The 24,688-nt window shown below is 71.8% G+C and carries 21 protein-coding genes and 2 pseudogenes; 21 read left to right on the top strand and 2 right to left on the bottom strand.

Translation table 11 applies throughout. The features are described 5' to 3' along the window. Nucleotide 1 precedes the first annotated feature (1 nt). From carB to ACVDFE_RS33635, 9 genes are all read left to right on the top strand, one after another. Nucleotides 2-3,304 (top strand): carbamoyl-phosphate synthase large subunit, encoded by a 3,303-nt coding sequence (gene carB, locus ACVDFE_RS33675; protein ID WP_458433340.1) that lies wholly within the window; start codon nt 2-4, stop codon nt 3,302-3,304. Then, complete coding sequence (gene pyrF, locus ACVDFE_RS33670; RefSeq protein WP_360387085.1) at nt 3,301-4,113, top strand: orotidine-5'-phosphate decarboxylase; 813 nt, start codon at nt 3,301-3,303, stop codon at nt 4,111-4,113. The genes carB and pyrF overlap by 4 nt, the downstream gene beginning before the upstream one ends. 295 nt (nt 4,114-4,408) lie before the next feature. Continuing rightward, nucleotides 4,409-4,726 carry an integration host factor, actinobacterial type gene (mihF, locus tag ACVDFE_RS33665; protein WP_053733390.1) on the top strand — a complete coding sequence of 106 codons (318 nt, stop codon included), beginning with the start codon at nt 4,409-4,411 and terminating at the stop codon, nt 4,724-4,726. Then, nucleotides 4,723-5,319, top strand: coding sequence for a guanylate kinase (gene gmk / locus ACVDFE_RS33660; RefSeq protein WP_360387088.1), 597 nt, complete (start codon nt 4,723-4,725; stop codon nt 5,317-5,319). The genes mihF and gmk overlap by 4 nt, the downstream gene beginning before the upstream one ends. A gap of 3 nt (nt 5,320-5,322) precedes the next feature. Beyond that, the gene (gene rpoZ / locus ACVDFE_RS33655; RefSeq protein WP_045313812.1) at nt 5,323-5,601 is read left to right on the top strand and encodes a DNA-directed RNA polymerase subunit omega; all 279 of its coding nucleotides are present in this window, start codon (nt 5,323-5,325) and stop codon (nt 5,599-5,601) included. Nucleotides 5,602-5,818: 217 nt separating this feature from the next. Further along, nucleotides 5,819-7,027 carry a bifunctional phosphopantothenoylcysteine decarboxylase/phosphopantothenate--cysteine ligase CoaBC gene (gene coaBC / locus ACVDFE_RS33650; RefSeq protein WP_458434440.1) on the top strand — a complete coding sequence of 403 codons (1,209 nt, stop codon included), beginning with the start codon at nt 5,819-5,821 and terminating at the stop codon, nt 7,025-7,027. A 37-nt stretch (nt 7,028-7,064) separates the two neighbouring features. Continuing rightward, nucleotides 7,065-8,267: a methionine adenosyltransferase gene (gene metK / locus ACVDFE_RS33645; RefSeq protein WP_360387093.1), complete on the top strand. Its 1,203-nt coding sequence runs from the start codon at nt 7,065-7,067 to the stop codon at nt 8,265-8,267. A 170-nt stretch (nt 8,268-8,437) separates the two neighbouring features. Continuing rightward, nucleotides 8,438-10,384 carry a phosphocholine-specific phospholipase C gene (locus ACVDFE_RS33640; RefSeq protein WP_458433339.1) on the top strand — a complete coding sequence of 649 codons (1,947 nt, stop codon included), beginning with the start codon at nt 8,438-8,440 and terminating at the stop codon, nt 10,382-10,384. Nucleotides 10,385-10,459: 75 nt separating this feature from the next. Next, nucleotides 10,460-12,820 (top strand): primosomal protein N' family DNA-binding protein, encoded by a 2,361-nt coding sequence (locus ACVDFE_RS33635; RefSeq protein ID WP_458433338.1) that lies wholly within the window; start codon nt 10,460-10,462, stop codon nt 12,818-12,820. Between the two features lie 24 nt (nt 12,821-12,844). Here the strand turns inward: ACVDFE_RS33635 and ACVDFE_RS33630 are convergent, their stop codons facing one another. After that, on the bottom strand, nt 12,845-13,291 hold the full coding sequence (locus tag ACVDFE_RS33630) for a hypothetical protein (RefSeq protein ID WP_458433337.1): 447 nt from the start codon (nt 13,289-13,291) through the stop codon (nt 12,845-12,847). A gap of 86 nt (nt 13,292-13,377) precedes the next feature. On the opposite strand from ACVDFE_RS33630, the pseudogene ggt reads away from it, so the two are divergent. Beyond that, nucleotides 13,378-15,158 (top strand): annotated as a pseudogene (gene ggt / locus ACVDFE_RS33625) (gamma-glutamyltransferase). Between the two features lie 33 nt (nt 15,159-15,191). On the opposite strand, the pseudogene ACVDFE_RS33620 reads toward ggt, so the two are convergent. Then, nucleotides 15,192-15,709 (bottom strand): annotated as a pseudogene (locus tag ACVDFE_RS33620) (DinB family protein). Nucleotides 15,710-15,929: 220 nt separating this feature from the next. On the opposite strand from ACVDFE_RS33620, the gene ACVDFE_RS33615 reads away from it, so the two are divergent. The 11 genes from ACVDFE_RS33615 to ACVDFE_RS33565 all read left to right on the top strand — a co-directional run bounded on the left by ACVDFE_RS33615 (nt 15,930) and on the right by ACVDFE_RS33565 (nt 24,647). Then, nucleotides 15,930-16,088 carry a hypothetical protein gene (locus ACVDFE_RS33615; protein ID WP_360387109.1) on the top strand — a complete coding sequence of 53 codons (159 nt, stop codon included), beginning with the start codon at nt 15,930-15,932 and terminating at the stop codon, nt 16,086-16,088. A gap of 47 nt (nt 16,089-16,135) precedes the next feature. Beyond that, on the top strand, nt 16,136-16,684 hold the full coding sequence (def, locus tag ACVDFE_RS33610) for a peptide deformylase (protein WP_360387111.1): 549 nt from the start codon (nt 16,136-16,138) through the stop codon (nt 16,682-16,684). 2 nt (nt 16,685-16,686) lie between these two features. Continuing rightward, the gene (gene fmt, locus ACVDFE_RS33605) at nt 16,687-17,613 is read left to right on the top strand and encodes a methionyl-tRNA formyltransferase (protein ID WP_458433336.1); all 927 of its coding nucleotides are present in this window, start codon (nt 16,687-16,689) and stop codon (nt 17,611-17,613) included. 334 nt (nt 17,614-17,947) lie between these two features. Further along, a complete protein-coding gene (locus ACVDFE_RS33600; RefSeq protein WP_360387116.1) occupies nt 17,948-19,384 on the top strand; it encodes an RsmB/NOP family class I SAM-dependent RNA methyltransferase in 1,437 nt (478 codons plus the stop codon). A 271-nt stretch (nt 19,385-19,655) separates the two neighbouring features. Continuing rightward, a complete protein-coding gene (locus tag ACVDFE_RS33595) occupies nt 19,656-20,156 on the top strand; it encodes a flavoprotein (protein WP_360387119.1) in 501 nt (166 codons plus the stop codon). Between the two features lie 26 nt (nt 20,157-20,182). Continuing rightward, entirely contained in the window at nt 20,183-20,833 is a 651-nt protein-coding gene (gene rpe, locus ACVDFE_RS33590; RefSeq protein ID WP_458434439.1) for a ribulose-phosphate 3-epimerase, read from the top strand. A 14-nt stretch (nt 20,834-20,847) separates the two neighbouring features. After that, on the top strand, nt 20,848-21,831 hold the full coding sequence (ribD, locus tag ACVDFE_RS33585; protein WP_360388348.1) for a bifunctional diaminohydroxyphosphoribosylaminopyrimidine deaminase/5-amino-6-(5-phosphoribosylamino)uracil reductase RibD: 984 nt from the start codon (nt 20,848-20,850) through the stop codon (nt 21,829-21,831). An 8-nt stretch (nt 21,832-21,839) separates the two neighbouring features. Then, nucleotides 21,840-22,460, top strand: a complete 621-nt coding sequence (locus ACVDFE_RS33580; RefSeq protein ID WP_458433335.1) for a riboflavin synthase — start codon at nt 21,840-21,842, stop codon at nt 22,458-22,460. Continuing rightward, entirely contained in the window at nt 22,457-23,719 is a 1,263-nt protein-coding gene (locus ACVDFE_RS33575; RefSeq protein ID WP_360387125.1) for a bifunctional 3,4-dihydroxy-2-butanone-4-phosphate synthase/GTP cyclohydrolase II, read from the top strand. Before ACVDFE_RS33580 ends, ACVDFE_RS33575 begins: the two co-directional genes overlap by 4 nt. Next, the gene (gene ribH, locus ACVDFE_RS33570; RefSeq protein ID WP_360387128.1) at nt 23,716-24,213 is read left to right on the top strand and encodes a 6,7-dimethyl-8-ribityllumazine synthase; all 498 of its coding nucleotides are present in this window, start codon (nt 23,716-23,718) and stop codon (nt 24,211-24,213) included. Before ACVDFE_RS33575 ends, ribH begins: the two co-directional genes overlap by 4 nt. Then, nucleotides 24,210-24,647: a PH domain-containing protein gene (locus ACVDFE_RS33565; RefSeq protein WP_458433334.1), complete on the top strand. Its 438-nt coding sequence runs from the start codon at nt 24,210-24,212 to the stop codon at nt 24,645-24,647. Before ribH ends, ACVDFE_RS33565 begins: the two co-directional genes overlap by 4 nt. Nucleotides 24,648-24,688 lie beyond the last annotated feature (41 nt).

Genomic DNA, 24,688 nt, shown 5'->3' with positions numbered 1-24,688 from the left:
CATGCCCAAGAGGACTGATCTCAAGCACATCCTGGTCATCGGCTCCGGCCCGATCGTCATCGGCCAGGCCTGCGAGTTCGACTACTCCGGCACCCAGGCGTGCCGGGTGCTGCGGGAGGAGGGCATCAGGGTCAGCCTGGTGAACTCCAACCCGGCGACGATCATGACCGACCCCGAGTTCGCCGACGCCACCTACATCGAGCCGATCACGGCCGAGTTCGTGGAGAAGGTCATCGCGCAGGAACGCCCGGACGCGATCCTCGCGACGCTGGGCGGCCAGACCGCGCTGAACACGGCGATCGCGCTGCACGAGCGCGGCGTGCTGGAGAAGTACAACGTCGAGCTGATCGGCGCGAACGTCGACGCCATCCAGCGCGGCGAGGACCGGCAGATCTTCAAGGACCTGGTGCGCAAGATCGGCGCCGAGGTCCCGCGCTCGGCCGTCTGCACCACGATGGACGAGGTCCGCAAGACCGTCGCCGAGCTGGGCCTGCCGGTCGTCATCCGGCCGTCGTTCACCATGGGCGGCCTGGGCTCCGGCATGGCCTACACCGCGGAGGAGCTGGAGCGCCTCGCGGCCATCGGCCTGGAGGAGTCCCCGGTCACCGAGGTGCTGATCGAGGAGAGCGTGCTCGGGTGGAAGGAGTACGAGCTCGAGCTCATGCGCGACCGCAACGACAACGTCGTGGTCATCTGCTCGATCGAGAACATCGACCCGATGGGCGTGCACACCGGTGACTCGGTGACGGTCGCGCCCGCGATGACGCTGACCGACCGCGAGTACCAGCACATGCGCGACGTCGGCATCCAGGTCATCCGCGAGGTCGGCGTCGACACCGGCGGCTGCAACATCCAGTTCGCCATCCACCCCGAGAACGGCCGCATGGTCGTCATCGAGATGAACCCGCGCGTGTCGCGGTCCTCGGCGCTGGCGTCGAAGGCCACCGGCTTCCCGATCGCCAAGATCGCCGCGAAGCTCGCCATCGGCTACACCCTCGACGAGATCACCAACGACATCACCGGCGAGACCCCGGCGTCGTTCGAGCCCACGCTCGACTACGTCGTCGTCAAGGCGCCGCGGTTCGCCTTCGAGAAGTTCCCCGGCGCCGACCCGACGCTGACCACGACGATGAAGTCCGTCGGCGAGGCCATGTCGATCGGCCGGAACTTCGTGGAGGCGCTGGGCAAGGCGCTGCGGTCGCTGGAGACCAAGTCCGTCGGTTTCTGGACCCAGCCCGACCCCGAGGGCGTCACGCTCGACTCCACGCTCAAGCAGCTGGAGCGCGGTCACGACGGCCGGCTCTACACCGTCGAACGCGCGCTGCGGCTCGGTGCGTCCATTGAGGACGTGCACAGGGCGTCGGGCATCGACCCCTGGTTCGTCGAGCAGATCGCGTGGCTCGGCACGCTGCGCCAGGAGCTGCTCGACGCACCGGTGCTCGACGAGTCGTTGCTGCGCAAGGCGAAACGCGCCGGTCTGTCGGACCGGCAGATCTCCGTGCTGCGGCCGGAGCTGGCCGGTGAGGACGGCGTGCGCGCGCTGCGGCACCGTCTGGGCGTGCGCCCGGTCTACAAGACGGTCGACACGTGCGCGGCCGAGTTCAAGTCGGAGACGCCGTACCACTACAGCGCCTACGAGCTGGACCCGGACGCCGAGTCCGAGGTCGCCGAGCAGCGCGAGAAGCCCAAGGTGCTGATCCTGGGCTCCGGCCCGAACCGCATCGGCCAGGGCATCGAGTTCGACTACTCCTGCGTGCACGCGGCGATGGCGCTGCGGGCGGCCGGGTACGAGACCGTGATGGTCAACTGCAACCCGGAGACGGTGTCGACCGACTACGACACCTCCGACCGCCTCTACTTCGAGCCGCTGACGTTCGAGGACGTGCTGGAGGTCGTGCACTCCGAGCAGCGCTCCGGCGAGGTCGCCGGCGTGATCGTGCAGCTGGGCGGCCAGACGCCGCTGGGCCTCGCGAAGCGCCTGGCCGACGCCGGTGTGCCGGTCGTGGGCACCACGCCGGAGGCGATCCACCTCGCGGAGGACCGCGGCCAGTTCGGCAAGGTGCTGACCGAGGCCGGCCTGCCCGCGCCGAAGTTCGGCACCGCCACGTCGTTCGCCGAGGCCAAGGAGATCGCGGACGAGATCGGCTACCCGGTCCTCGTGCGCCCCTCCTACGTGCTCGGCGGCCGCGGCATGGAGATCGTCTACGACGAGGAGTCGCTGTCGGGCTACATCGCCCGCGCGACCGAGGTGACGCCAGAGCACCCGGTGCTGGTCGACCGGTTCCTCGACGACGCCATCGAGATCGACGTCGACGCGCTGTGCGACGGCGACGAGGTGTTCATCGGCGGTGTGATGGAGCACATCGAGGAGGCCGGCGTGCATTCCGGTGACTCCTCCTGCGCGCTGCCGCCGATCACCCTGGGCGCCTCCGACATCGAGAACGTCCGCCGCTCCACCGAGGCCATCGCCCGCGGCATCGGCGTGCGCGGCCTGCTGAACGTCCAGTACGCGCTCAAGGACGACGTGCTGTACGTGCTGGAGGCGAACCCGCGCGCGTCGCGCACGGTGCCGTTCGTGTCCAAGGCGACCGCCGTGTCGATGGCCAAGGCCGCGTCGCGGGTCATGCTCGGCGCCACGATCGCGGAGCTGCGCGAGGAGGGCATCCTGCCGGCCACCGGTGACGGCGCCCGGCTGCCCGAGCACGCACCGGTCGCGGTGAAGGAGGCGGTCATGCAGTTCCACCGCTTCCGCACCCCCGAGGGCCACGGCGTGGACTCGTTGCTGGGCCCGGAGATGAAGTCCACCGGCGAGGTCATGGGCATCGACTCGTCGTTCGGCAAGGCGTTCGCGAAGTCGCAGACGGCCTCCTACGGCTCCCTCCCCACCGCGGGCAAGGTCTTCGTGTCGTTCGCCAACCGCGACAAGCGCGCGATGATCTTCCCGGTGAAGCGCCTGGCGGACCTGGGCTTCCAGATCCTCGCCACGGCCGGCACCGCGGAGGTGCTGAAGCGCAACGGGATCCCGTGCACCGAGGTGCGCAAGCACTTCGAGGGCGAGGGCAACGTCGTCGACATGATCCTCAACGGCGAGATCGACATGATCTTCAACACGCCGTACGGCAACAGCGGTCCCCGCGTCGACGGCTACGAGATCCGCACCGCCGCCGTGGCCAAGGACATCCCGTGCGTCACCACGATCCAGGGCGCCGCCGCGGCCGTGCACGGCATCGAGGCGCTCATCCGCGGTGACATCGGGGTCCAGCCCCTGCAGGCGCTCCAGGCGTCGCTGCGGGGTGGGAAATGACCTTCGGCGAACGGCTCACGAAGGCCGTCGAGGCGCACGGGCCGCTGTGCGTGGGCATCGACCCGCACCCGGCGCTGCTCGACGCGTGGGGCCTCTCGCGGTCGGCGGAGGGCCTCGAACGGTTCGCCCTGACGGCCGTCGAGGCCTTCGGCGGGCGGGTGGCGGTGGTCAAGCCCCAGGCGGCGTTCTTCGAGGCCTGCGGGTCGCGCGGGGTGGCCGTGCTGGAGCGCGTGATCGCCGAGCTGCGCGACTCGGGCACGCTGGTGCTCGTCGACGCCAAGCGCGGCGACATCGGCTCCACCATGGCCGCGTACGCCGAGGCGTACCTGGCCGAGGGCTCGCCGCTGGCCGGGGACGCGGTGACGGTGTCGCCGTTCCTCGGCTTCGGCTCGCTGCAGCCGGCGCTCGACACGGCACGGGCGAACGACCGGGGCGTGTTCGTGCTGGCGCTCACCTCGAACCCGGAGGGTGCACAGGTCCAGCGCGCGGTTGCTCCGGACGGGCGAACGGTGGCGCAGACGATCATCGATTTCGCCACGGCTCGGAATTCCGGCATTTCTCCGTGCGGCGATGTGGGTCTCGTCGTGGGTGCCACGATCGGTGAAACGGACGTGGACCTCTCCGGGTTCAACGGCCCGGTTCTGGCACCCGGTTTCGGTGCTCAGGGCGGCTCGGTCGCTGATCTAAAACGGCTCTTCGGGTCCGACATGCGCGGCGTTCTGCCGACTTCTTCACGAGATGTTCTCAAGCATGGACCCGACGTATCGTCGCTGGTCAGCGCCGTGCGGAGGGTCCAGGACAGCCTCTGAGGAGGGGCGCGCCACGTCTTTTGGGGTGTGGCGCGCTCACCTGGGGAAACTTGTGTTGGTAGGGTCCAGCCCACCGGCTGCCCCGCTGGTCACCGGCCTCATAGCACACTGTGGGTGTGCGACGAGTTGCCGGTGGCGGTGATCAGGCGGCCGGGGGGTGTTGGTACTACTACCACCCGCCGCATCACAGATGGCCGCTGAAGATTTACCTGACTGGGTCACGTTGTACTCAGGCAATTGCGGTCGGTACGGTCGCGGCACCGATCCGAAAAGAATCCACACCACGGAGGAAATCGTGGCTCTTCCCCAGCTTACCGAGGAGCAGCGGGCCGCAGCGCTGGAGAAGGCTGCTGCCGCTCGTCGCGCTCGGGCTGAGCTCAAGGAGCGCCTCAAGCGCGGCGGCACGACCCTGACGGACGTGCTCAAGGCCGCCGAGAGCGACGAGGTCCTGGGCAAGATGAAGGTGTCCGCCCTGCTGGAGGCCCTCCCGGGCGTCGGCAAGGTGCGTGCGCAGCAGATCATGGAGCGTCTCGAGATCGCTCCGAGCCGTCGTCTGCGTGGCCTGGGCGACCGCCAGCGCAAGGCGCTCCTCACCGAGTTCAGCGGCGAGTGAGTGGCCTCGAGCCGGGGACGGGCGTTGCCCGTCCCCGGCTCACCGTCTTGTCCGGGCCGTCGGGCGTCGGCAAGTCCAGCGTCCTGGCGGAGCTGCGCAGGCAGCAGCCCGACATCTACTTCAGCGTCTCGGCGACCACCAGGAAGCCGAGGCCGGGCGAGACCGACGGGGTGCACTACCACTTCGTCGACCGCGAGAAGTTCCAGCAGATGGTCGACGCGGGTGAGTTCCTCGAACACGCGGAGTTCGCCGGCAACTGCTACGGAACGCTTCGCAAGCCGGTCGAGGAGGCCCTGGCCGCCGGACGACCGGCCCTGCTGGAGATCGAACTGCAGGGCGCGCGGCAGGTCCGCGTGGCCATGCCGGAAGCCCAGCTCGTGATGCTCGCCCCGCCTTCGTGGGAGCACCTGGTGGACCGGCTCACCGGCCGGGGCACCGAGCACCCGGAGGTCGTCGAGCGCAGGCTGGCCATCGCCCGCGAGGAGCTGGCGGCCGAAAAAGAGTTCGACGAGGTCGTCGTGAACGCCGACGTGCAATCGGCCGCGGCCGACTTGCTATCCTTGATGGTCGGACCACGAATCTCAGGAGTTTGACGAGTGATCACCCACACCGAGCTCGGTCACCTGACCGGTTCCCCGGAGGGCATCACCAACCCGCCGATCGACGACCTGCTGGAGCAGGTGAGCTCGAAGTACGCGTTGGTGATCTACGCAGCGAAGCGTGCCCGCCAGATCAACGACTACTACGCGCAGCTCGGCGAGGGCCTGCTCGAGTACGTCGGCCCGCTCGTCGAGCCGGGCCCGCGTGAGAAGCCGCTGTCGATCGCGCTCCGCGAGATCCACGCCGGCTTGCTCGAGCACACCGAAGGCGAGTGAGTTCGAAGACGCTGGGGTGATGCGTGCCTGCGGAAAGCGCAGGCCGTCGCGCTTCGAAGTGTCTTGTGGGGGCCGAGCCCCCACACCCCAGCCGGGGCTGCGCCCCGGACCCCCAGCGGGGTCCCTCCGTCGTGAGGCGTGACCTCCTCGGTCGTTCCTCTCAGGAGAGCTTTTGACTTCCGCTGTGAATAGCTCTGATGCCCCCGCAAAGCCCCGGATCGTTCTCGGGGTTGGCGGGGGCATCGCTGCGTACAAGGCCTGTGAGGTGCTGCGCCGGCTCACCGAGTCGGGGCACTCCGTGCGCGTGGTGCCCACCGAGGGGGCGCTGAAGTTCGTCGGCGCCGCCACGTTCGAGGCGCTGTCCGGGCAGGTCGTGTCCGCGGACCCGTTCGACGACGTGCACGAGGTGCCGCACGTCAAGCTCGGCCAGAACGCCGACCTGGTGGTCGTGGCCCCCGCCACGGCGAACCTGATCGCGAAGGCAGCCCACGGCCTGGCCGACGACCTGCTGACGAACACCCTGCTGACCGCGCGCTGCCCGGTCCTGCTGGTGCCCGCGATGCACACCGAGATGTGGGAGCACCCGGCCACCCAGCACAACGTGGCGCTGCTGCGCAGCCGCGGTGTCGTCGTCGCGGAACCGGCGAGCGGCCGCCTCACCGGCAAGGACACCGGCAAGGGCCGGCTGCCCGACCCCGCTGAGATCGTCGAGCTGGCCCGCCTGCTGCTCACCCGGCGCGACGCCCTGCGGCGGACGCTGGAGGGCGTGCACGTCGCGATCTCGGCCGGTGGCACCCGCGAACCACTCGACCCGGTGCGGTTCATCGGCAACCGCTCGTCGGGCAAGCAGGGCTACGCGCTCGCACGGGTGGCGGCGCAACGCGGTGCGCGAGTGACGTTGGTCGCCGGCAACACCGCGGACCTGACCACCCCGGCCGGTGTCGACCTGGTCCGGGTCGGCTCCGCCGTGGAGCTGCGCGACGCCATGCACAAGATCGCCGGTGACGCGGACGTGGTCGTCATGGCCGCCGCGGTCGCCGACTTCCGGCCGGCCGCGCTGACCGAACACAAGATCAAGAAGACCGACGCGGACCCGGACCCGATCTCGCTGACGAAGAACCCCGACATCCTCGTGGAGCTCGTTTCCGCACGTCGGGACGGCCAGGTGATCGTCGGGTTCGCCGCGGAGACCGGTGACGGGACGACGTCCGTGCTCGATTACGGCCGGGCCAAGCTGCGCCGCAAGGGCTGCGACCTGCTGGTGGTGAACGCGGTCGGCGACGGCAAGGCGTTCGAGCAGGACGACAACGCCGGGTGGCTGCTCTCCGCCGAGGGCGCGGAGACGCCTATCCCGCACGGGCCGAAAGCGCAAGTGGCTGCCACGGTGTGGGACGCGGTTAGCGCTCGCTTGACTGAGTCTCAGTAGTATTTCCCGGAGTCGAACCCGCAACGAAGGAGTGTCCGTGAGCCAGCACAGCAGCAGGCTGTTCACGAGTGAGTCGGTGACCGAGGGACACCCCGACAAGATCTGCGACGCGATCAGCGACTCGATCCTGGACGCGTTGCTGGCCAAGGACCCCCGGTCCCGCGTCGCGGTGGAGACGCTGGTGACGACGGGTCAGGTGCACGTCGCGGGTGAGGTCACGACCGAGGCTTACGCGGACATCCCGACGATCGTGCGGGAGAAGATCCTGGAGATCGGCTACGACTCCTCGGCGAAGGGCTTCGACGGCCACTCGTGCGGCGTGAACGTGGCGATCGGCGCGCAGTCCCCGGACATCGCGCAGGGCGTGGACACGGCGTTCGAGGAGCGCGTCGAGGGCGCCGCGGACGAGATCGACAAGCAGGGCGCGGGCGACCAGGGCCTGATGTTCGGCTACGCCTGCACCGACACCCCGGAGCTGATGCCGCTGCCGATCGCGCTGGCGCACCGCCTGTCGCGCCGGCTGACCGCGGTCCGCAAGGACGGCACGGTTCCGTACCTGCGCCCGGACGGCAAGACGCAGGTCACCATCGAGTACGCCGGTGACCAGCCGGTGCGCCTGGACACGGTGGTCATCTCCACGCAGCACGCCGACGGCATCGACCTGGAGAAGCTGCTGGGTGTCGACCTGCGCACGCACGTGGTCGCGCCGGAGGTCGCCGAGCTGGGCATCGACACCGCCGACGTGCGGCTGCTGACGAACCCGACCGGTCGCTTCGTCATCGGCGGCCCGATGGGTGACGCGGGCCTGACCGGCCGCAAGATCATCGTCGACACCTACGGCGGCATGGCGCGGCACGGTGGTGGCGCGTTCTCCGGCAAGGACCCGTCGAAGGTCGACCGCTCCGCCGCCTACGCCATGCGCTGGGTCGCGAAGAACACCGTCGCCGCGGGCCTGGCCACGCGCGTGGAGGTCCAGGTGGCCTACGCGATCGGCAAGGCCGCCCCGGTGGGTCTGTTCGTGGAGACCTTCGGCACCGAGACCGTCGACCCGCAGAAGATCCAGCAGGCCATCACCGAGGTCTTCGACCTGCGCCCGGCCGCGATCATCCGCGACCTCGACCTGCTGCGCCCGATCTACGCCCCGACCGCCGCGTACGGCCACTTCGGCCGCACCGACGTCGACCTCCCCTGGGAGTCGACCGACCGCGCCGAGGCCCTGCGCGCCGCCGCCGGCGCCTGAGCCGTCCCACGGAGCACGGCCCGCTGCCCTCAGGGGAAGCGGGCCGTTCCCGTTCGGGCACACTTCCGCCTCCCGGCCGGGCTGCCTCGGCGTGGTGACCGGCGGCCGCGGCGGCGTTGTTCATGTACGGGACGGTTCCGCTTCACGTCGGGAAGCTACAAACTGCGTTCATGTCGCTCTCTCGTCGCGGGTTCATGGCCGCCGCCGTCGCCGCCGCCTCCGGAACGCTGCTGCCGCCGTCGGTGTACGCCGCGCTCGCCCGCGAACCCCGGTCGGGAGGGCTGCGGGCGATCAAGCACGTCGTCCTGCTCATGCAGGAGAACCGCTCGTTCGACCACTACTACGGGTCGCTGCGGGGCGTGCGCGGGTTCTCCGACCGCAACGCGCTGAAGGGCGTGTTCGACCAGAGCGGGGTGCTGCCGTTCCCGGTCCGCGAGGCCGCCTCCGGGCGCGACGTCCAGTACATCGGCGACCTCGACCACAGCTGGAACGGCGGCCACTCGGCGCTGCGCGGCGGCTGGAACGACAACTGGGTGCCCGCCAAGACCGGCGCCACCATGGCGTTCTACACGCGCCAGGACATCCCGTTCCACTACGAGCTCGCCGACACGTTCACGCTGTGCGACGCCTACCACTGCTCGGTGCCGTCCTCGACCTCGCCGAACCGCAACTACTGGGTGTCCGGCTACACCGGCTTCGAGCCGAACGGCACGCGCGCCACCGGGAACGCGGCCTACAGCGAGGACACGCACGCCGGCTACGCGTGGACGACCTACCCGGAACGCCTGGAGGCGGCGGGGAAGTCGTGGCGGGTGTACCAGGAGCACGACAACTTCCAGGACAACAACCTGGAGTTCTTCGCGCGGTTCAAGGAGATCGCGCGCAAGGTGCTGCCCGCGGGGTTCAAGTCGCTCGACAAGCTCTACGGCACCAGCGACCCCGCACTGATCGGCGCGATCGACCTGTCGAAGCTGACCCCGGCGGAGAAGTCGTTGTACGACAGGGGACTGCGGCGGGTGCGGCCCGGTGGGCTGGGGGAGGCGTTCCGCGCGGACGTGAGCTCCGGCCGGTTGCCCGCGGTGTCGTACCTGGTGCCGTCCTCAGTGGACTCCGAACACCCCGGCGCGTCCTCGCCCGCCGCGTCGGCCTCGATCACCTACCAGGTCCTGGACGCGCTGGCGTCGAACCAGGACGTGTGGGAGTCGACGGTGCTGTTCATCACCTACGACGAGAACGACGGCTTCTTCGACCACGTGCCGCCGCCGCGCCCGCCGTTGTCGGTCACCGACGAGTACGTGGGCGACAAACCGCTCGGACTGGGCGCCCGTGTGCCGATGACCGTCGTCTCGCCGTGGTCGGTCGGCGGGTACGTGTGCTCGCAGGTGTTCGACCACACCTCGATGACGCAGTTCCTGGAGAAGTGGACCGGGGTGCGCTCGGAGGAGGTCTCCGCCTGGCGCCGGACCGTGACCGGTGACCTGACCTCGGCGTTCGACTTCGACCGGCGGCGGACGTGGCCGGAGGTCGGCGAACCCGCGCCGGTCCCGCCCGCGACACCGCGCTGGCGGCCCGCGCCGCCGTCCGAGCAGAAGATGCCGGAACAGGAGGCAGGACGTCGCCGTGCGCGCGCGTTGCCGTATCAGCCCGATGCATCACTGCGCGGGTCACGGCTGGAGATGTCGAACGCGGGCACGGCGTCGGTGCACTTCGCGCTGTACCCGTACTCCGGCCAGTTCGCGCTGCCGCAGCACTTCGACGTCGCCCGCACGGAGTCGGTGGAGCTGGCGGGAGACCACGACCTGGTTCTGCTGGGCCCGAACGGGTTCCGCCGCGAGTTCACCGGTGCCGCGTCCGACACCGCGCGCGTGTCGTCGTCGGTGCGCGGGTACAGCCGTGTGCTCACGCTGACGTTCGAGAACACCGGGCGCTCGCGGCTGACGTTCGTGCTGGGCCGGCGGCGGGTCGTCGTGCGCCCCGGTCACCGGCACGTGATCCCGTGGCTGACCGCGCTGAACTCCGGCTGGTACGACCTGACCGTCGCGGTGGAGGAGGAGCCGCAGTTCCGCCGGCGGCTGTGCGGTCACATCGAGAACGGCCAGGAGTCGATCTCCGGCTGAGCTCGGCGCAGGTCCTCGCCCGGGCGTTCGCCACCCTGTTCGTGAGTGTCAGACCCGTCTGATACACCAGTGGACATGAGCACGAAGACCGGAGCACGCCGCGGGGAGCGCGTCCCCGCCGACACGCTGCCGGTTGCGCGCATCGTCGTGGACGTGCCGCTGGCGCACCTCGACCGCCCCTTCGACTACGCGGTTCCGTTCGATCTGGACACCACCGCGGTCCCCGGCTGTCGTGTGCGCGTGCGGTTCGCCGGGCAGGTGGTCGACGGGTACCTGCTGGAGCGGGTCGACAGCACCGAGTACGAGAAGAAGCTCGCCTTCATCGAGAAGGTCATCTCGTCGGAACCGGTGCTGGCGCCTGAGATCGCGGCGCTGGCCCGCGCCGTCGCCGACCGGTACGCGGGCGGCATGATCGACGTGCTGCGGCTCGCGATCCCGCCCCGGCACGCCCGCGCGGAGGCAGCGCCGTCCGGCGAACCGGCACCGTTGCCGCAGGACCCGGCGTGGGTGGGGACGGTCGCTGAAGGCGATCAGCCCGACGGCCCCGAGGCGGCTGCCGCTGACGCCACCGGCGAGCGCCCCGCCGGCTCCGAGGCCGCCGGCTCCGAGGCCGCCGGCTCCGAGGCCGCCGGCTCCGCGACCGTCGGCTCCCAGCCCATCCAGTCCGAGGCCGCCGAAGCCGAGTCCGCTGGCCCCGAAGCCGCCGAAGCCGAGTCCGCTGGTCCCGAGGCCGCCGAAACTGAGCCGACGACTCCTGAGCCGACCGGCGCGCAGCCGACCGGCGCCCAGCCCACCGGCGCCCAGCCCACCGAGCCCGACGCCGAGCCGGTCGACCACCCCCGCCCGGCGCCCGTCCGGTCCACGCTGCCACCGGTGCCCGCCGACGCGTGGGCGCGCTACCCGCGCGGGCCGAAGTACCTGGAGGCGTTGCGCAGCGGGCTGCCGGCGCACGCCGTGTGGCAGGCGCTGCCGTCGGAGGACTGGCCGGCCCGGCTGGCCGAGGCGGCGGCGTCGGTGGCGTCGACCGGGCGCGGCGTGGTGATCGTGGTGCCGGACCACCGGGACGTGGCGCGGGTGTTCGAGGCGTGCAGCGCGCTGATCGAGGGCGTGGTGACGCTGTCGGCGGACCTGGGGCCGTCGGAGCGGTACAAGCGGTGGCTGGCGGTGCGGCGGGGGGTCGCGCGGGTCGTGGTGGGCACGCGGGCCACGGCGTTCGCGCCGGTGGCCGACCCCGGGTTGCTGGTGGTGTGGGACGACGGGGACGACCTGCACACCGAGCCGCGCGCGCCGTACCCGAACGTGCGGGACGTGCTGGTGCAGCGCGCGCACATGACCGGTGCGGCGTTGCTGATCGGCGGGTTCGCCCGCACGGCCGAGGCGCAGCTGCTGGTGGAGACCGGGTGGGCGCACGAGATCGTGGCGTCGCGGGAGACGTTGCGGGCCATCGCGCCGCGGGTGGTGTCGGTCGGCGACAACGACTGGCAGGACGTGAAGGACCCGGCGGCGCGCACGGCGCGGTTGCCGTCCATCGCGTTCGAGGCGGCCCGGTTCGCGCTGGCCGACTCGCCGGTGCTCATCCAGGTGCCGCGCCGGGGGTACGTGCCGGCGCTGGCGTGCGGGCAGTGCCGGGGGCCGGCGCGGTGCCGCAAGTGCGCGGGGCCGCTGGCGTTGCCGGGGGGCACGCACGACGGGCAGCCCAGGCCCGCCTACTGCCGGTGGTGCGCGGCGACGGAGGCCGGGTTCCGGTGCCCGACGTGCGGGTCCCGCCGGTTGCGCGGGCAGGTGATCGGCGCCAGGCGCACGGCGGAGGAGCTCGGGCGGGCGTTCCCGGGGCACCCGGTGCGCACGAGCGGTGCGGACGAGGTGCTCGCCACGGTGCCGTCACGGCCGTCGCTGGTGGTGTCCACGCCGGGGGCCGAGCCGGTGGCCGAGGGCGGTTACGGGGCGGTGCTGCTGCTCGACGGGTGGGCGTTGCTGGGCCGGGCCGACCTGCGGGCGTCGGAGGAGGCGCTGCGGCGCTGGATGACGGCCGCGGGACTGGTGCGGCCGGGCAACGGCCGGGTCGTGGTGATCGCGGACTCGGCGTTGACGCCGGTGCAGGCGCTGGTGCGGTGGGACCCGGTGTGGCACGCGTCGACCGAGCTGGCCGCCCGCGCCGAGCTGGGCTTCCCGCCGGCGGTGCGGATGGCGACGGTCGACGGCACACCGGACGCGGTGAACGCGCTGCTGGACGAGCTCAGGCTGCCGCCCAGCGGCGAGGTGCTCGGACCGGTGCCGCTGGGCGACGACGAGACGAAGGAACGCGCGCTCGTGCGGGTCGCGCGTGCCGAGGGGCGGGAGCTGGCCTCGGTGCTCGCGAAGGCGCAGGCGGTGCGGACGGCCCGCAAGGAGCAGGAGCTGGTGCGGATCAAGCTCGACCCGATCGAGGTGCTCTGACCGGTCCGCCGCGGACCGCGGCGGTCAGCCCTCGTGGTAGGAGCGCAGGCCGGCGAGGTGCTCGCGGACGTCCTCGTCGGTCAGCTTCTCGTACTGCAGGTACTCGGACATGTACGCCATCAGGTCGTGCCGCTCCGGGTGCTCCTCGGACGCGATCACGTGCGCGGTCGTGCCAGCGATGCCCGCCGGGAACAGCAGGAACCCGTCCAGGCCCGCCATGGTGTCGAAGGAGGCGTTCTTGGCCTCCCACAGCGCCCAGACGTCCTCCTCGCGGCCGCACTCGGCGAGCAGCAGCGCGGCCAGGCCCATGGCCTCGCTCACGCCCCAGCCCTCGCGGTGCGCGGCGGTCTCCTGGGCGAGCAGGTGGCGCAGCAGGTCGGCGTCCTGGGGCCGGTGGTCGCGCAGCAGGAGGCGCAGCGCCTCCTCGCGGTCGGCCTCGTCCAGGTCGGCGGTCGTGAAATCGGTTCGCAAGCGGTCAAGGTCGATCGACACCACCGCACCCTAGGCCTTTCTCAAAAGGTGTTGCCATCCGGCCGGAACGGAGTAGAAGAGTGCGCATGTTGCGAACGGTTGCCGCACTATCGCTCTCCGTCGTGCTGGTCGCGCCCGCACCGGCACTCGCCGCGGGCCCGGCGGACCCCGCCCCGCGGGTGCCAGAACAGGTGGGGTGGGGTGGCGCGGTGTCCAGCGTCGACCCGGACGCCTCCCAGATCGGCGTCGACGTGCTGCGCCGCGGCGGCAACGCCGTGGACGCCGCCGTCGCCACCGCGGCCGCGCTCGGTGTGACCGACCCGTTCTCCGCGGGCATCGGCGGCGGTGGTTTCTTCGTCCACTACGACGCGCGCACCGGCCGGGTGTCCACCTTGGACGGACGTGAGACCGCGCCGCGTGCCGCCACCGACCAGCTCTTCGTCGAGAACGGCGCACCGCTGCCGTTCGCCGAGGCCATGACCAGCGGCCTGTCCGTCGGCGTGCCGGGGACGCCCAAGACCTGGCAGCAGGCGCTGCGCCGGTGGGGCACGCTGAACCTGCGCGAGGCCATGGCGCCCGCGGAGGCGCTGGCCCGGCGCGGGTTCGTCGTCGACCGCACCTTCAACCAGCAGATCACCTCCAACGCGGCGCGGTTCGCCGACTTCACCTCCACGCGCGACCTCTACCTGCCCGGCGGTCAGCCGCCGGCGGTCGGGTCGACGTTCCGCAACCCGCAGCTCGCCGACACCTACCGGGAGCTCGCCCGCACCGAGCTTCGCCTCCCTCTACGGCGGCGCGGTCGGCCGTGACCTGGTCAAGGCCGTGCGCCAGCCGCCGGTCGTGCCCGGCTCGACCCGCACCGTCCGCGCCGGCGCCATGGAGCTTCTCCGACCTGACCCGCTACCAGGTCGAACGCCGCGACCCCACGCACACGCGCTACCGCGGCCTCGACGTCTACGGCATGGCCGCGCCGTCGTCCGGAGGCACGACCGTCGGTGAGGCGCTGAACATCCTGGAGTCCACGGACCTCGCGAAGGCCTCGGACGTCGAGTACCTGCACCGGTTCATCGAGTCGACCAAGCTCGCGTTCGCCGACCGGCTGCGCTGGGTCGGCGACCCGAAGTTCTCCCGCGTGCCGACCGAGGGCCTGCTCTCGCAGCGGTTCGCCGACTCGCGCGCGTGCCTGATCAAGCCCGACGCCGTGCTGCCCGCACCGCAGCCCGCCGCCGACCCACGCAACCCCGCCCCGTGCGAGGCCACGGCGGGCCTCGCGGACCTGCGCGACGACGCCGAGCGCACCACGCACCTCACCGTCGCCGACCGCTGGGGCAACGTCGTCGCCTACACCCTCACCATCGAGGCGGAGGGCGGCAGCGGCATCGTCGTGCCCGGCCGCGGGTTCCTGCTGAACAACGAGCTCACCGACTTCGAGTTCGTCGCGCCGACCCCCGGCGTGCCGCACCCGAACCTGCCCGGCCCCGGCAAGCGCCCGCGGTCCTCGATGGCGCCGACCATCGTGCTCGACCACGGCCGCGTCGTGCTCGCCGTCGGCTCGCCCGGTGGTTCGACGATCATCACCACGGTCACGCAGGTCCTGACCGCGCGGCTGGACCGCAAGCTGTCCCTGCTCGACGCCGTCGCCGCCCCGCGCGCCTCGCAGCGCAACGCGGCCGTGACGCCCGCCGAGGCCGCGTTCATCGCGGCCGCACCCGCCCAGGGGCTGCAGGCCATCGGCCACCGGTTCAGCCAGAACGCCGAGATCGGCGCGGCCACGGCGGTCGAACGGGCCGCCGACGGCCGCTGGCGCGCGGTCGCCGAACCGACCCGCCGCGGCGGTGGTGCCGCTCGGGTGGTCAAGGTCGGCTGACCGGCTCCACCCGCGACGGCAGCACCCCGGGACCTACTCCGAGGTGCTGCCGTCGATGCGTTCGCGCAGCAGGTCGGCGTGGCCGTTGTGCTGCGCGTACTCCTCGACGAGGTGCAGGTACAGCCAGCGCAGTGACATCTCGCCCCGGCGCTCGTGGACGAAGACGTGGTCGAGGTCCTTGCCGGCGACCGCCCGGCGGGCCAGCCCCACCTCCTCGACGAGCGCGGCGTGCTCGGCCTCGGCGCGCTCCGGGTCGAGGTCGTCGAACGCGGCGTCCGGGTTGGCCTGCGAGGCGTAGCGGGGCCCAGGTCCTGGCCGTCGGCCCTGACCCGGCACCAGACGCGTTCGACGTCGGTCAGGTGCCGGATGAGCCCCAGCAGGGTGAGCGTCGAGGGCGGCGCCGACGCCGTGGCCAGCTCGGCGCCGGTGAGGCCCGCGCACTTGGCCAGGAACGTCGCCCGGTGGCGGTCCAGGACCGCCTCCAGCACCGCTCGCTCGGGGCCGAGCACGGGTTCGGCCGGGATCTCGACTTCGGGTGCCGTCCAGGTCATGGAGCCATGATCACCTGAGCGGGTCCGGGTGGAGAACCGAGGTGTCCGCGTCCCGGACCACCGCGGCCGTCCCCTCGCAGCGCTGGTGCATCAGCCTCATGACCTGGAGGTGTCCACCTCCCGGCCGAGTGTCGCCGCCGATCTTCCTACCGCAGGCTGAGGAAGGCTCGATACCGCCAGCCGATGTCCGCTGACCTGGGCGAACGGCACAGTGGACACCATGACGACGACCACCGTGCACCACCGCCCGACCGCCATCGCGGCCCACCTCGACCTCAGGGCGCTGATCCGTCCTGTGCTGACGGCGCTGCGGTTCACCGGCCACCTCCTGGTGGCGCTGGTGGGCGTGATCTTCCTCGGCAGCGCCGCCGAGCACTGACCGCGTTCCTCGTAGACTGACCGCCAGTCCACCACGAGGAGCACCGCGTGACCGTCCAACCCATCCGTCTGTTCGGCGACCCCGTGCTGCGCACCCCCGCCGTCGAGGTCACCGACTTCGACAAGGAACTGCGCACCCTGGTCAAGGACCTGTGGGACTCGATGCAGAACGCGGGCGGAGCAGGGCTCGCCGCGCCGCAGCTCGGTGTGGGACTGCGCGTGTTCACCTACCACTGCGACGGCTTCGCGGGCCACCTCGTCAACCCCACCTGGGAAGTGGTCGGCGAAGAGCTGCAGGAGGGCAACGAGGGCTGCCTGTCCATCCCCGGCATGTCGTGGAACTGCACCCGGCACCTGCACGTCGTGGCCAAGGGCTGGAACATGCACGGTGAGCCGGTCGAGGTCGAGGGCACCGAGACCCTGGCCCGCTGCATCCAGCACGAGACCGACCACCTCGACGGCGTGCTGTTCCTCGACCGCCTCGACGCCGAGACCCGCAAGCAGGCGATGCGGGAGATCCGCCAGGCCGAGTGGTTCGACGGCGCGGTCCCCACCCTGAAGCAGAGCCCGCACCCCTTCTTCGGCAAGGCCAACTGACCATGCGCCTCGTGTTCGCAGGCACGCCCGAGGTGGCACTTCCCTCGCTGCGCGCCTTCATCGACTCCTCCCGCCACGACGTCGTCGCCGTCGTCACCCGCCCGGACGCCCCCGTCGGCCGCGGCCGACGGATGGAACGCTCCCCGGTCGGCGCCCTCGCCGACGAGCACGGCATCGAGGTCCTGACACCGGCCAAGGCGGGCGACCCCGACTTCCTCGACCGCCTGCGCGCGCTGGAACCCGACCTCTGCCCGGTCGTGGCCTACGGCGCCCTGCTGCCGCAGCGCACCCTCGACGTCCCGCGCCTCGGCTGGGTCAACCTCCACTTCTCGGTGCTGCCCGCCTGGCGTGGTGCCGCCCCGGTGCAGGCCGCCGTGCGCAACGGCGACGACATCACCGGCGCCACCACCTTCCGCATCGTCAAGGAGCTCGACGCGGGCCCCGTCTTCGGCGTGGTGACCGAGAAGGTCAAGCCCCGCGACACCTCCGGCGACCTGCTGGGCCGGCTCTCCGTCTCCGGCGCCCACCTGCTGCTGTCCACGGTGGACGGCATCGAGGACGGCACCCTGCGCGCCGTCGAGCAGCCCGCCGACGGCGTGACGTACGCCCCGAAGATCACCGTCGAGGACGCGCGCCTCGCCTTCACCACCCCTGCGGCAGCCCTGGACCGGCTCGCCCGCGCGGTCACACCCGAACCCGGCCCGTGGGCCGAGTTCCGCGGCGAGCGGCTCAAGCTCGGACCCGTCACGCCCGTGGACGACGTCACGCTGCCCGCCGGCGAGATCGTCGTCGAACGCAAGCGGGTGCTCGTTGGCACCGCGACCACCGCCGTGGCACTGGGCGAGGTGCAGGCGCAGGGCAAGAAGCGCATGGCGGCGACCGACTGGGCCCGCGGCATGCGCATCGAGGCCGGGGAGCGCATCGCATGAGCGCGCGGCGCGGTGTGGTGAGCGGACACGATGTGGAGAGCAGGCGCGGTGCGGGGCAACGGACTGCGGAGGCCGCGGGTGGTTCTGCCGCGCGGGTCGAGGCGGCCGGGGCGCGGTCGTCGGCCGTCGTGGGGCTGCGGCGCGTCGGCGTTGCGAGCGAGCGCGGGGCGGATGGTCGCGGTGAGATGGGCCCGTTGGCACCCGGAAGTGCAGCGGGGTTTGGGTTTGGTGGTGTGTCCGGTCGGTTGTGGGTCGGTACGGAAAGCCGGCGCGGTGGTCGTGCCGGAGCAGGGGAAGTCGAAGTGATGAGGCCCGGACTGATGGAGCGCAGCGCATGACCGGCTACTCGCGAGGAGCGTCCAAGCCGTCGGGGCCGCGCAGGCCGCACCCGCCGCGGCGGCGCACCGGACCGGCGCGGCCGCCGGTGGAGGACCCGGCGCGGCTGGCGGCGCTGGAGACGTTGCGCGCGGTGCGGCAGCGGGACGCGTACGCGAACCTGGTGCTGCCGCAGCTCCTGCGGGAGCGGCGGATCACCGGGCGCGACGCGGCGCTGGCCACCGAGCTCACCTACGGCGCCTCGCGGGCGCGCGGGTTGCTCGACGCCGTCATCGAGGCGTGCTCGGACCGGCCGCTGTCCGAAGTGGACGGGTCGGCGCTCGACGCGTTGCGGCTGGGCGCGTACCAGCTGCTGCGCACGCGCATCCCGTCGCACGCGGCCGTGGCGTCCACCGTCGACCTCGTCCGCGCCGAGCTGGGCTCCGGCATCGCGGGCTTCGTCAACGCCGTGCTGCGCCGGATTGCCGAGCAGGACGAACAGGCGTGGGTCGACGAGCTCGCACCCGACCCGGACACCGACCCGATCGGCAACCTGGCGTTCACGCACGCCCACCCGCGGTGGATCGCGCAGGCCTTCGCCGAGGCGCTGGGCAGCCGCGACGACTCCCTGCGGCGCGCGCTGGAGGCCGATGACGCCCGGCCCGCCGTGCACCTGGTGGCACGCCCCGGCGAGGTGAGCGCCGACGAACTCGCCGCCATCACCGGCGGCGACGTGGCGCCCTACTCGCCCTACGGCGTGCACCTGGAGCCGGGGGCCGGAGACCCGGCTGACCTCGAACCCGTTCGCGAGCGTCTGGCGAACGTGCAGGACGAGGGCAGCCAGCTCTGCGCACTGGCCCTGACGCGTGCGCCGCTGGAAGGCACCGACGACCGGTGGCTCGACCTGTGTGCCGGCCCGGGAGGGAAGGCAGCGCTGCTCGCGGCACTGGTCGGCCTGGAAGGCGGTGAGCTCATCGCCGTCGAGAAGGCACCCCACCGCGCGGAGCTGGTGCGCAAGATCACCTCAGGCCTGCCGATCACCGTGGAGGTGGCCGACGGCCGCGAGACCGACTTCGTCGAAGGGGCGTTCGACCGCGTGCTCGTCGACGCGCCCTGCACCGGTCTCGGTGCCCTGCGCCGGCGCCCGGAGGCGCGGTGGCGGCGCCAGCCCGCCGACGTCGGCCAGCTCACGAAACTGCAGCGCGAGCTCCTCACCGAGGCGTTGCGGCTGGTGCGTCCTGGCGGAGTCGTGGCTTATGTCGTGTGCTCACCTCATCTCTCGGAGACCGTGGGGGTGGTGGCGGACGTCGCCCGGCGGACCGGAGCGGAACAGCTCGACACCCGGACGCTCTTCCCCGAGATGCCGGATCTCGGGGACGGGCCGCACGTCCAGCTCTGGCCGCACCTGCACGGAACGGACGCGATGTTCTGCGCGGTGCTGCGACGTCCTGTCTGAGCGCTCGGGAACGACGTTAGCGACGGGGTCCGACAGTTCCGGACCCCGTCGACCGGCATGAGGGCGCACCGAGCAGAGGTTCACCGGTTCGAGTGAAAGCCCCCGGCAGGCCTCGACACCGCAGGCCCGCAGGCTCTCAGCACGTGCAACTGCGCCGGCGAGCCGAACCGGTTGCCCACCGCGCACACCCGGCGCCCGCACCTGCAGCGGCGAGGGGACAGGCCCGGCTGGCCCGCCGCCGGCAGACCGGGCCTCGCCTACCATCGCGGTCGTGACGACACGCGGGTTGCTCGGTCTGGTCGCCTCCGCCTGCGGTGGTGTGGAGTCCTGGTTCCGCACCGGGCTCGCCGAACCGGCGGTCGCACGGGGCTGGCGGCTCGCCATCACGTTCACCCCGGCGGTGGTCCCGTGGTTCGAGGAGGCGGGGGAGCTCGGCAAGCTCCAGGAGCTCACCGACCTGGAGGTCAGGTGGCACCCGCGGCTGCCCGGCCAGCCCAAGCCCTACCCCACGCCCGACGCGTTCGTGTTCGCCCCCGCCAGCGCGAACTCGGTGGCGAAGCTGGCCCTCGGCATCGGCGACAACCAGGCGCTGACCGCGGTGAACGAGGCCATGGGCGTCGAGGGCTGCAAGGTCGTCGTCATGCCGCAGGCCAACGCCGACAAGCGCCGTCACCCGATGTGGGAGACGCACGTCACCACCCTCACGCGAGCGGGTGTCGTGGTCGTCTCAGACGAGCCGCCCGGCAGGTTGCTCGACCTGCTGGACACCTAGACTCCACCCTCGTGGTCCACACGCCGATGATCGCCCCCAGCATCCTGTCCGCCGACTTCGCCCGGCTCGCCGACGAGCTCGCCGCGGTGCCCACGTCGGACTGGATCCACGTCGACGTCATGGACAACCACTTCGTGCCGAACCTGACCCTGGGCCTGCCCGTGGTCAAGTCGCTGCTGAAGGTCACCGACATCCCGGTCGACTGCCACCTGATGATCGAGGACCCGGACCGCTGGGCCATCGGGTACGCCGAGGCGGGCGCCCACAACGTGACCGTCCACGCCGAGGCCGCCGCCGACCCGGTCGCGCTCGCCAAGAACCTCAGGGCCGCCGGCGCCAAGGCCGGCCTGAGCATCAAGCCGGGCACCCCGCTGGAGCCCTATGTCGAGGTCCTCAAGCACTACGACACGCTGCTGGTCATGTCGGTCGAGCCCGGCTTCGGCGGCCAGAAGTTCATGGCGGAGGTCCTCGACAAGGTCAGGACCGCGCGCCGGCTCGTCGACACCGGCCACCTCAAGCTGGTGGTGGAGATCGACGGCGGCATCAACGCCGACACCATCGAGCAGGCCGCGCAGGCCGGTGTGGACTGCTTCGTCGCGGGTTCCGCCGTGTACGACGCCGCCGACCCCGGCAAGGCCGTCGAGGCACTGCGCGCCCAGGCAGCCGGCGTCCGGTGACGCCGGAGGACGCGATGGCGCTCGCCGTCGCGGAGAGCGAGCGGGTGCGGGGCACCACCAGCCCCAACCCGCCCGTGGGCTGCGTCGTGCTCGACGAGCACGGCAAGGCGGTCGGGTTCGGCGGCACGCAACCCGCCGGGGGACCGCACGCCGAGGTGATGGCGCTCAAGGACGCGGGAACCAGGGCGCGCGGTGGCACCGCAGTCGTCACACTCGAACCGTGCGCACACCACGGCCGCACCGGTCCGTGCACGGAAGCGCTGCTGGAGGCGGGCATCAAGCACGTCGTCCACGCCGTCACCGACCCGAACCCGAGGGCCGCGGGCGGTGCGGAACGGCTGCGCGAGGCCGGCGTCACGGTCGAGAGCGGCCTTCTCGCCGACGAGGTCAGCAAGGGCCCGCTGCGCGCGTGGCTGCACTACGCGCGCACGGGCCGTCCGCACGTCACGTGGAAGTACGCGGCATCGCTGGACGGCCGGATCGCCGCCCAGGACGGCACCAGCCGCTGGATCAGCTCCGAGACTTCCCGCAAGGAGGTCCACGACCTGCGCGCGAAGCTCGACGCGATCGTCGTCGGCACCACCACGGTCCGCACGGACGACCCCGCGCTGACCGCTCGCGACGCCGACGGAATGTTGCTGCCCCACCAGCCGTTGCCGGTGGTCGTGGGCATGAGCGACCTGCCGGCCGGTGCCGCGCTCCGGCACACCGCGCTGCACCTGCGCACGCACGACCCGGACGAGGTGCTGGGCGCGCTGGCGGCGAGGGGTGTGGTGGACGTGCTGCTGGAGGGCGGTCCGACCGTGGCGGGGGCGTTCCTGCGCGCCGGGCGGGTCGACCGCGTGCTCGCCTACGTCGCACCCGCGCTGCTGGGCAGCGGGCCCGCGGCCGTGGTGGACGCGGGCGTGTCGACCATCACGGACGCTGTCCGGCTGACCGTGGAAGACGTCACCATGAGCGGACCAGACTTGCGGATCAGCGCGGTTCCGCAGACTTAGGAGGAGCGGTGTTCACCGGGATCGTCGAGGAACTCGGCCACGTGGTCGCGGTTCAGGACCTGCCAGACGCGGCGCGGATCCGCGTCTCCGGGCCGATCGTCACGAGCGACGCGAAGCACGGCGACTCCATCGCGGTGAACGGCGTGTGCCTCACCGTCGTGGAGGTGGAGAACGGCACGTTCACCGCCGACGTGATGCGCGAGACCCTCGTGCGCAGCAGCCTCGCGAAGGTCGCAGAGGGCGACCGGGTCAACCTGGAGCGCGCGGCCGCCGTCGGCCAGCGCCTCGGTGGCCACATCGTGCAGGGCCACGTCGACGGCACGGGCACGATCCTCGCGCGGGAGAAGGCGGAGCACTGGGAGGTCGTCCACATCGGACTGCCGCCCCAGCTCGCCCGCTACGTCGTGGAGAAGGGCTCGATCACGGTCGACGGCGTGTCGCTGACCGTGGTCACGGTCGCCGAGGACGAGTTCACGGTGAGCCTCATCCCCACCACGCTGGAGCTGACCACGCTCGGGCACCGGTCGCCGGGTTCCACCGTGAACCTGGAGGTCGACGTGCTGGCGAAGTACGTTGAACGACTGGCCGTCCCGCACCTGCGGGCCATCGCGGGCGAGGAGACCCAGTGAACACCGACTTCGCTGACATCGAACGGGCGGTCGCCGACGTCAAGGCGGGCCGCCCCGTGGTCGTCGTGGACGACGAGGACCGCGAGAACGAGGGCGACCTGATCTTCGCCGCCGAGAAGGCGACGCCGGAGCTGCTCGCGTTCATGGTCCGCTACACCTCCGGCTACATCTGCGTGCCGCTGACCGAGGAGGACTGCGAACGCCTCGACCTGCCGCCGATGTTCCACACGAACCAGGACGCGCGCGGCACCGCCTACACGGTCACGGTCGACGCGCGTGAGGGCGTCAGCACCGGCATCTCGGCCGCGGACCGCGCCCGCACGATCCGGCTGCTCGCCGACCCGACCTCGAAGGCCACCGACTTCAACCGGCCCGGCCACGTGGTCCCGTTGCGCGCCAAAGCCGGTGGCGTGCTGCGCCGTCCCGGTCACACCGAGGCCGCCGTCGACCTGGCACGCCTGGCCGGGCTCTCTCCCGCGGGCGTGCTCTGCGAGATCGTGTCGCAGAAGGACGAGGGCGACATGGCCCGCCGCGACGAGCTCGAGGTCTTCGCCGCCGACCACGACCTGGCGATCATCACCATCGCGGACCTGATCGCGTACCGACGCCGGGTCGAGACCCAGGTCGTGCGCGCCGCCGAGGCCCGCATCCCGACCGCGCACGGGGTGTTCACCGCCTTCGGCTACGACAGCCTGCTCGACGGCATCGAGCACGTCGCGCTCGTCTACGGCGAGATCGGTGACGGCGAGGACGTGCTGGTGCGCGTGCACTCCGAGTGCCTCACCGGCGACGTGCTCGGCTCGCTGCGCTGCGACTGCGGCCCGCAGCTCGACGCGGCGATGGAGGCCGTGGCCGCACAGGGCCGCGGTGTCGTGCTGTACATGCGCGGGCACGAGGGCCGCGGCATCGGCCTGATGCACAAGCTGCAGGCCTACCAGCTGCAGGACCAGGGTGCGGACACCGTGGACGCGAACCTCGCGCAGGGCCTGCCCGCCGACGCCCGCGACTACGGCACGGGCGCGCAGATCCTCGTGGACCTCGGCATCAAGTCCATGCGGCTGCTGACGAACAACCCGGCCAAGCGCGTCGGGCTGGAGGCCGGATACGGTCTGCGCGTGCTCGACCGGGTGCCGCTGCCGATCTCCCCGAACCCGGAGAACCTGCGGTACCTGCGCACCAAGCGCGACCGGATGGGCCACGAACTGACCCAGCTGGAGCAGTACGAGGCCGTTGTTTCCGCTACGGAGGACCAGGAATGAGCGGCGAGGGCCGTCCTGAGCAGACGAAGCTCGACGGCAGGGGCCTGAGCGTCGCGATCGCGGCGACGCGCTGGCACACGAAGATCACCGACCAGCTCGTCGAGCGCGCCCTCAGGGCCGCCGAGGACGCGGGCTGCGCCGACACGACCGTCGTGCGCGTGGCGGGGGCGATCGAGCTCCCCGTCGTGGTGCAGGAGCTGGCCCGCCACCACGACGCGGTGGTCGCGCTGGGCGTGGTCATCCGCGGCGGCACCCCGCACTTCGAGTACGTGTGCGACTCGGTGACCGACGGGCTCACCCGCGTCGCGCTCGACGAGTCGACGCCGGTGGGCAACGGCGTGCTGACGACGGACACCGAGGAGCAGGCGCTGGCCCGTGCCGGGCTGCCGGACTCGGTGGAGGACAAGGGGTACGAGGCGACCGTGGCGGCGATCGACACCGCGCTGGTGCTGCGCGGCCTGCGCCAGCCCTGGACCGAGCGGGGTTTCGAATGATGACCGCGACCGACGTGGTGCTGCGCCCGAAGAAGATCCGCAAGGTCGCGTGGGCGTGCGCGGTCGGCCTGGTGGTCGTGTTCACCGTGGTCGGTCTGCTGCTGGGCAACACCCCGACCGGCGTGATCTTCCGGACCTCCGACCAGGTCGCCATGATCGTGCTCGGCTTCCTGCTCGCCGGCGGTGTGCTGCTGCTGACCCGGCCGCGGGTCAGGGCCGACGCCACCGGCATCGAGATCCGCAACGTCGTGACGTCGCACCGCTTCGCGTGGGGTGACGTGCTGGCGATCAGCTTCCCCGACGGTGCCGCGTGGGCTCGGCTGGAGCTGCCGGAGGACGAGTACATCTCGATCATGGCCGTGCAGGCCGTGGACCGCGACTACGCCGTCACGTCCGTGCGCGCGTTGCGCGAGCTGCACAAGGCCGGTCGGTAGCGCCCGAGGCGATGAGTTCTGCCGGCTCGGCGAGTCAACCC

The sequence above is a fragment of the Lentzea chajnantorensis genome (assembly GCF_054300775.1).
This window is presented reverse-complemented; position numbering and strand designations above follow the sequence as displayed.

Bases quoted from the DNA above. Each gene is read 5' to 3' on its own strand.
- carB (WP_458433340.1), top strand. From the start codon at position 2: ATGCCCAAGAGGACTGATCTCAAGCACATCCTGGTCATCGGCTCCGGC.
- pyrF (WP_360387085.1), top strand. From the start codon at position 3,301: ATGACCTTCGGCGAACGGCTCACGAAGGCCGTCGAGGCGCACGGGCCG.
- ACVDFE_RS33640 (WP_458433339.1), top strand. From the start codon at position 8,438: ATGTCGCTCTCTCGTCGCGGGTTCATGGCCGCCGCCGTCGCCGCCGCC.
- ACVDFE_RS33635 (WP_458433338.1), top strand. From the start codon at position 10,460: ATGAGCACGAAGACCGGAGCACGCCGCGGGGAGCGCGTCCCCGCCGAC.
- ACVDFE_RS33615 (WP_360387109.1), top strand. From the start codon at position 15,930: ATGACGACGACCACCGTGCACCACCGCCCGACCGCCATCGCGGCCCAC.
- fmt (WP_458433336.1), top strand. From the start codon at position 16,687: ATGCGCCTCGTGTTCGCAGGCACGCCCGAGGTGGCACTTCCCTCGCTG.
- ACVDFE_RS33600 (WP_360387116.1), top strand. From the start codon at position 17,948: ATGACCGGCTACTCGCGAGGAGCGTCCAAGCCGTCGGGGCCGCGCAGG.
- rpe (WP_458434439.1), top strand. From the start codon at position 20,183: ATGATCGCCCCCAGCATCCTGTCCGCCGACTTCGCCCGGCTCGCCGAC.
- ribD (WP_360388348.1), top strand. From the start codon at position 20,848: ATGGCGCTCGCCGTCGCGGAGAGCGAGCGGGTGCGGGGCACCACCAGC.
- ribH (WP_360387128.1), top strand. From the start codon at position 23,716: ATGAGCGGCGAGGGCCGTCCTGAGCAGACGAAGCTCGACGGCAGGGGC.
- ACVDFE_RS33565 (WP_458433334.1), top strand. From the start codon at position 24,210: ATGATGACCGCGACCGACGTGGTGCTGCGCCCGAAGAAGATCCGCAAG.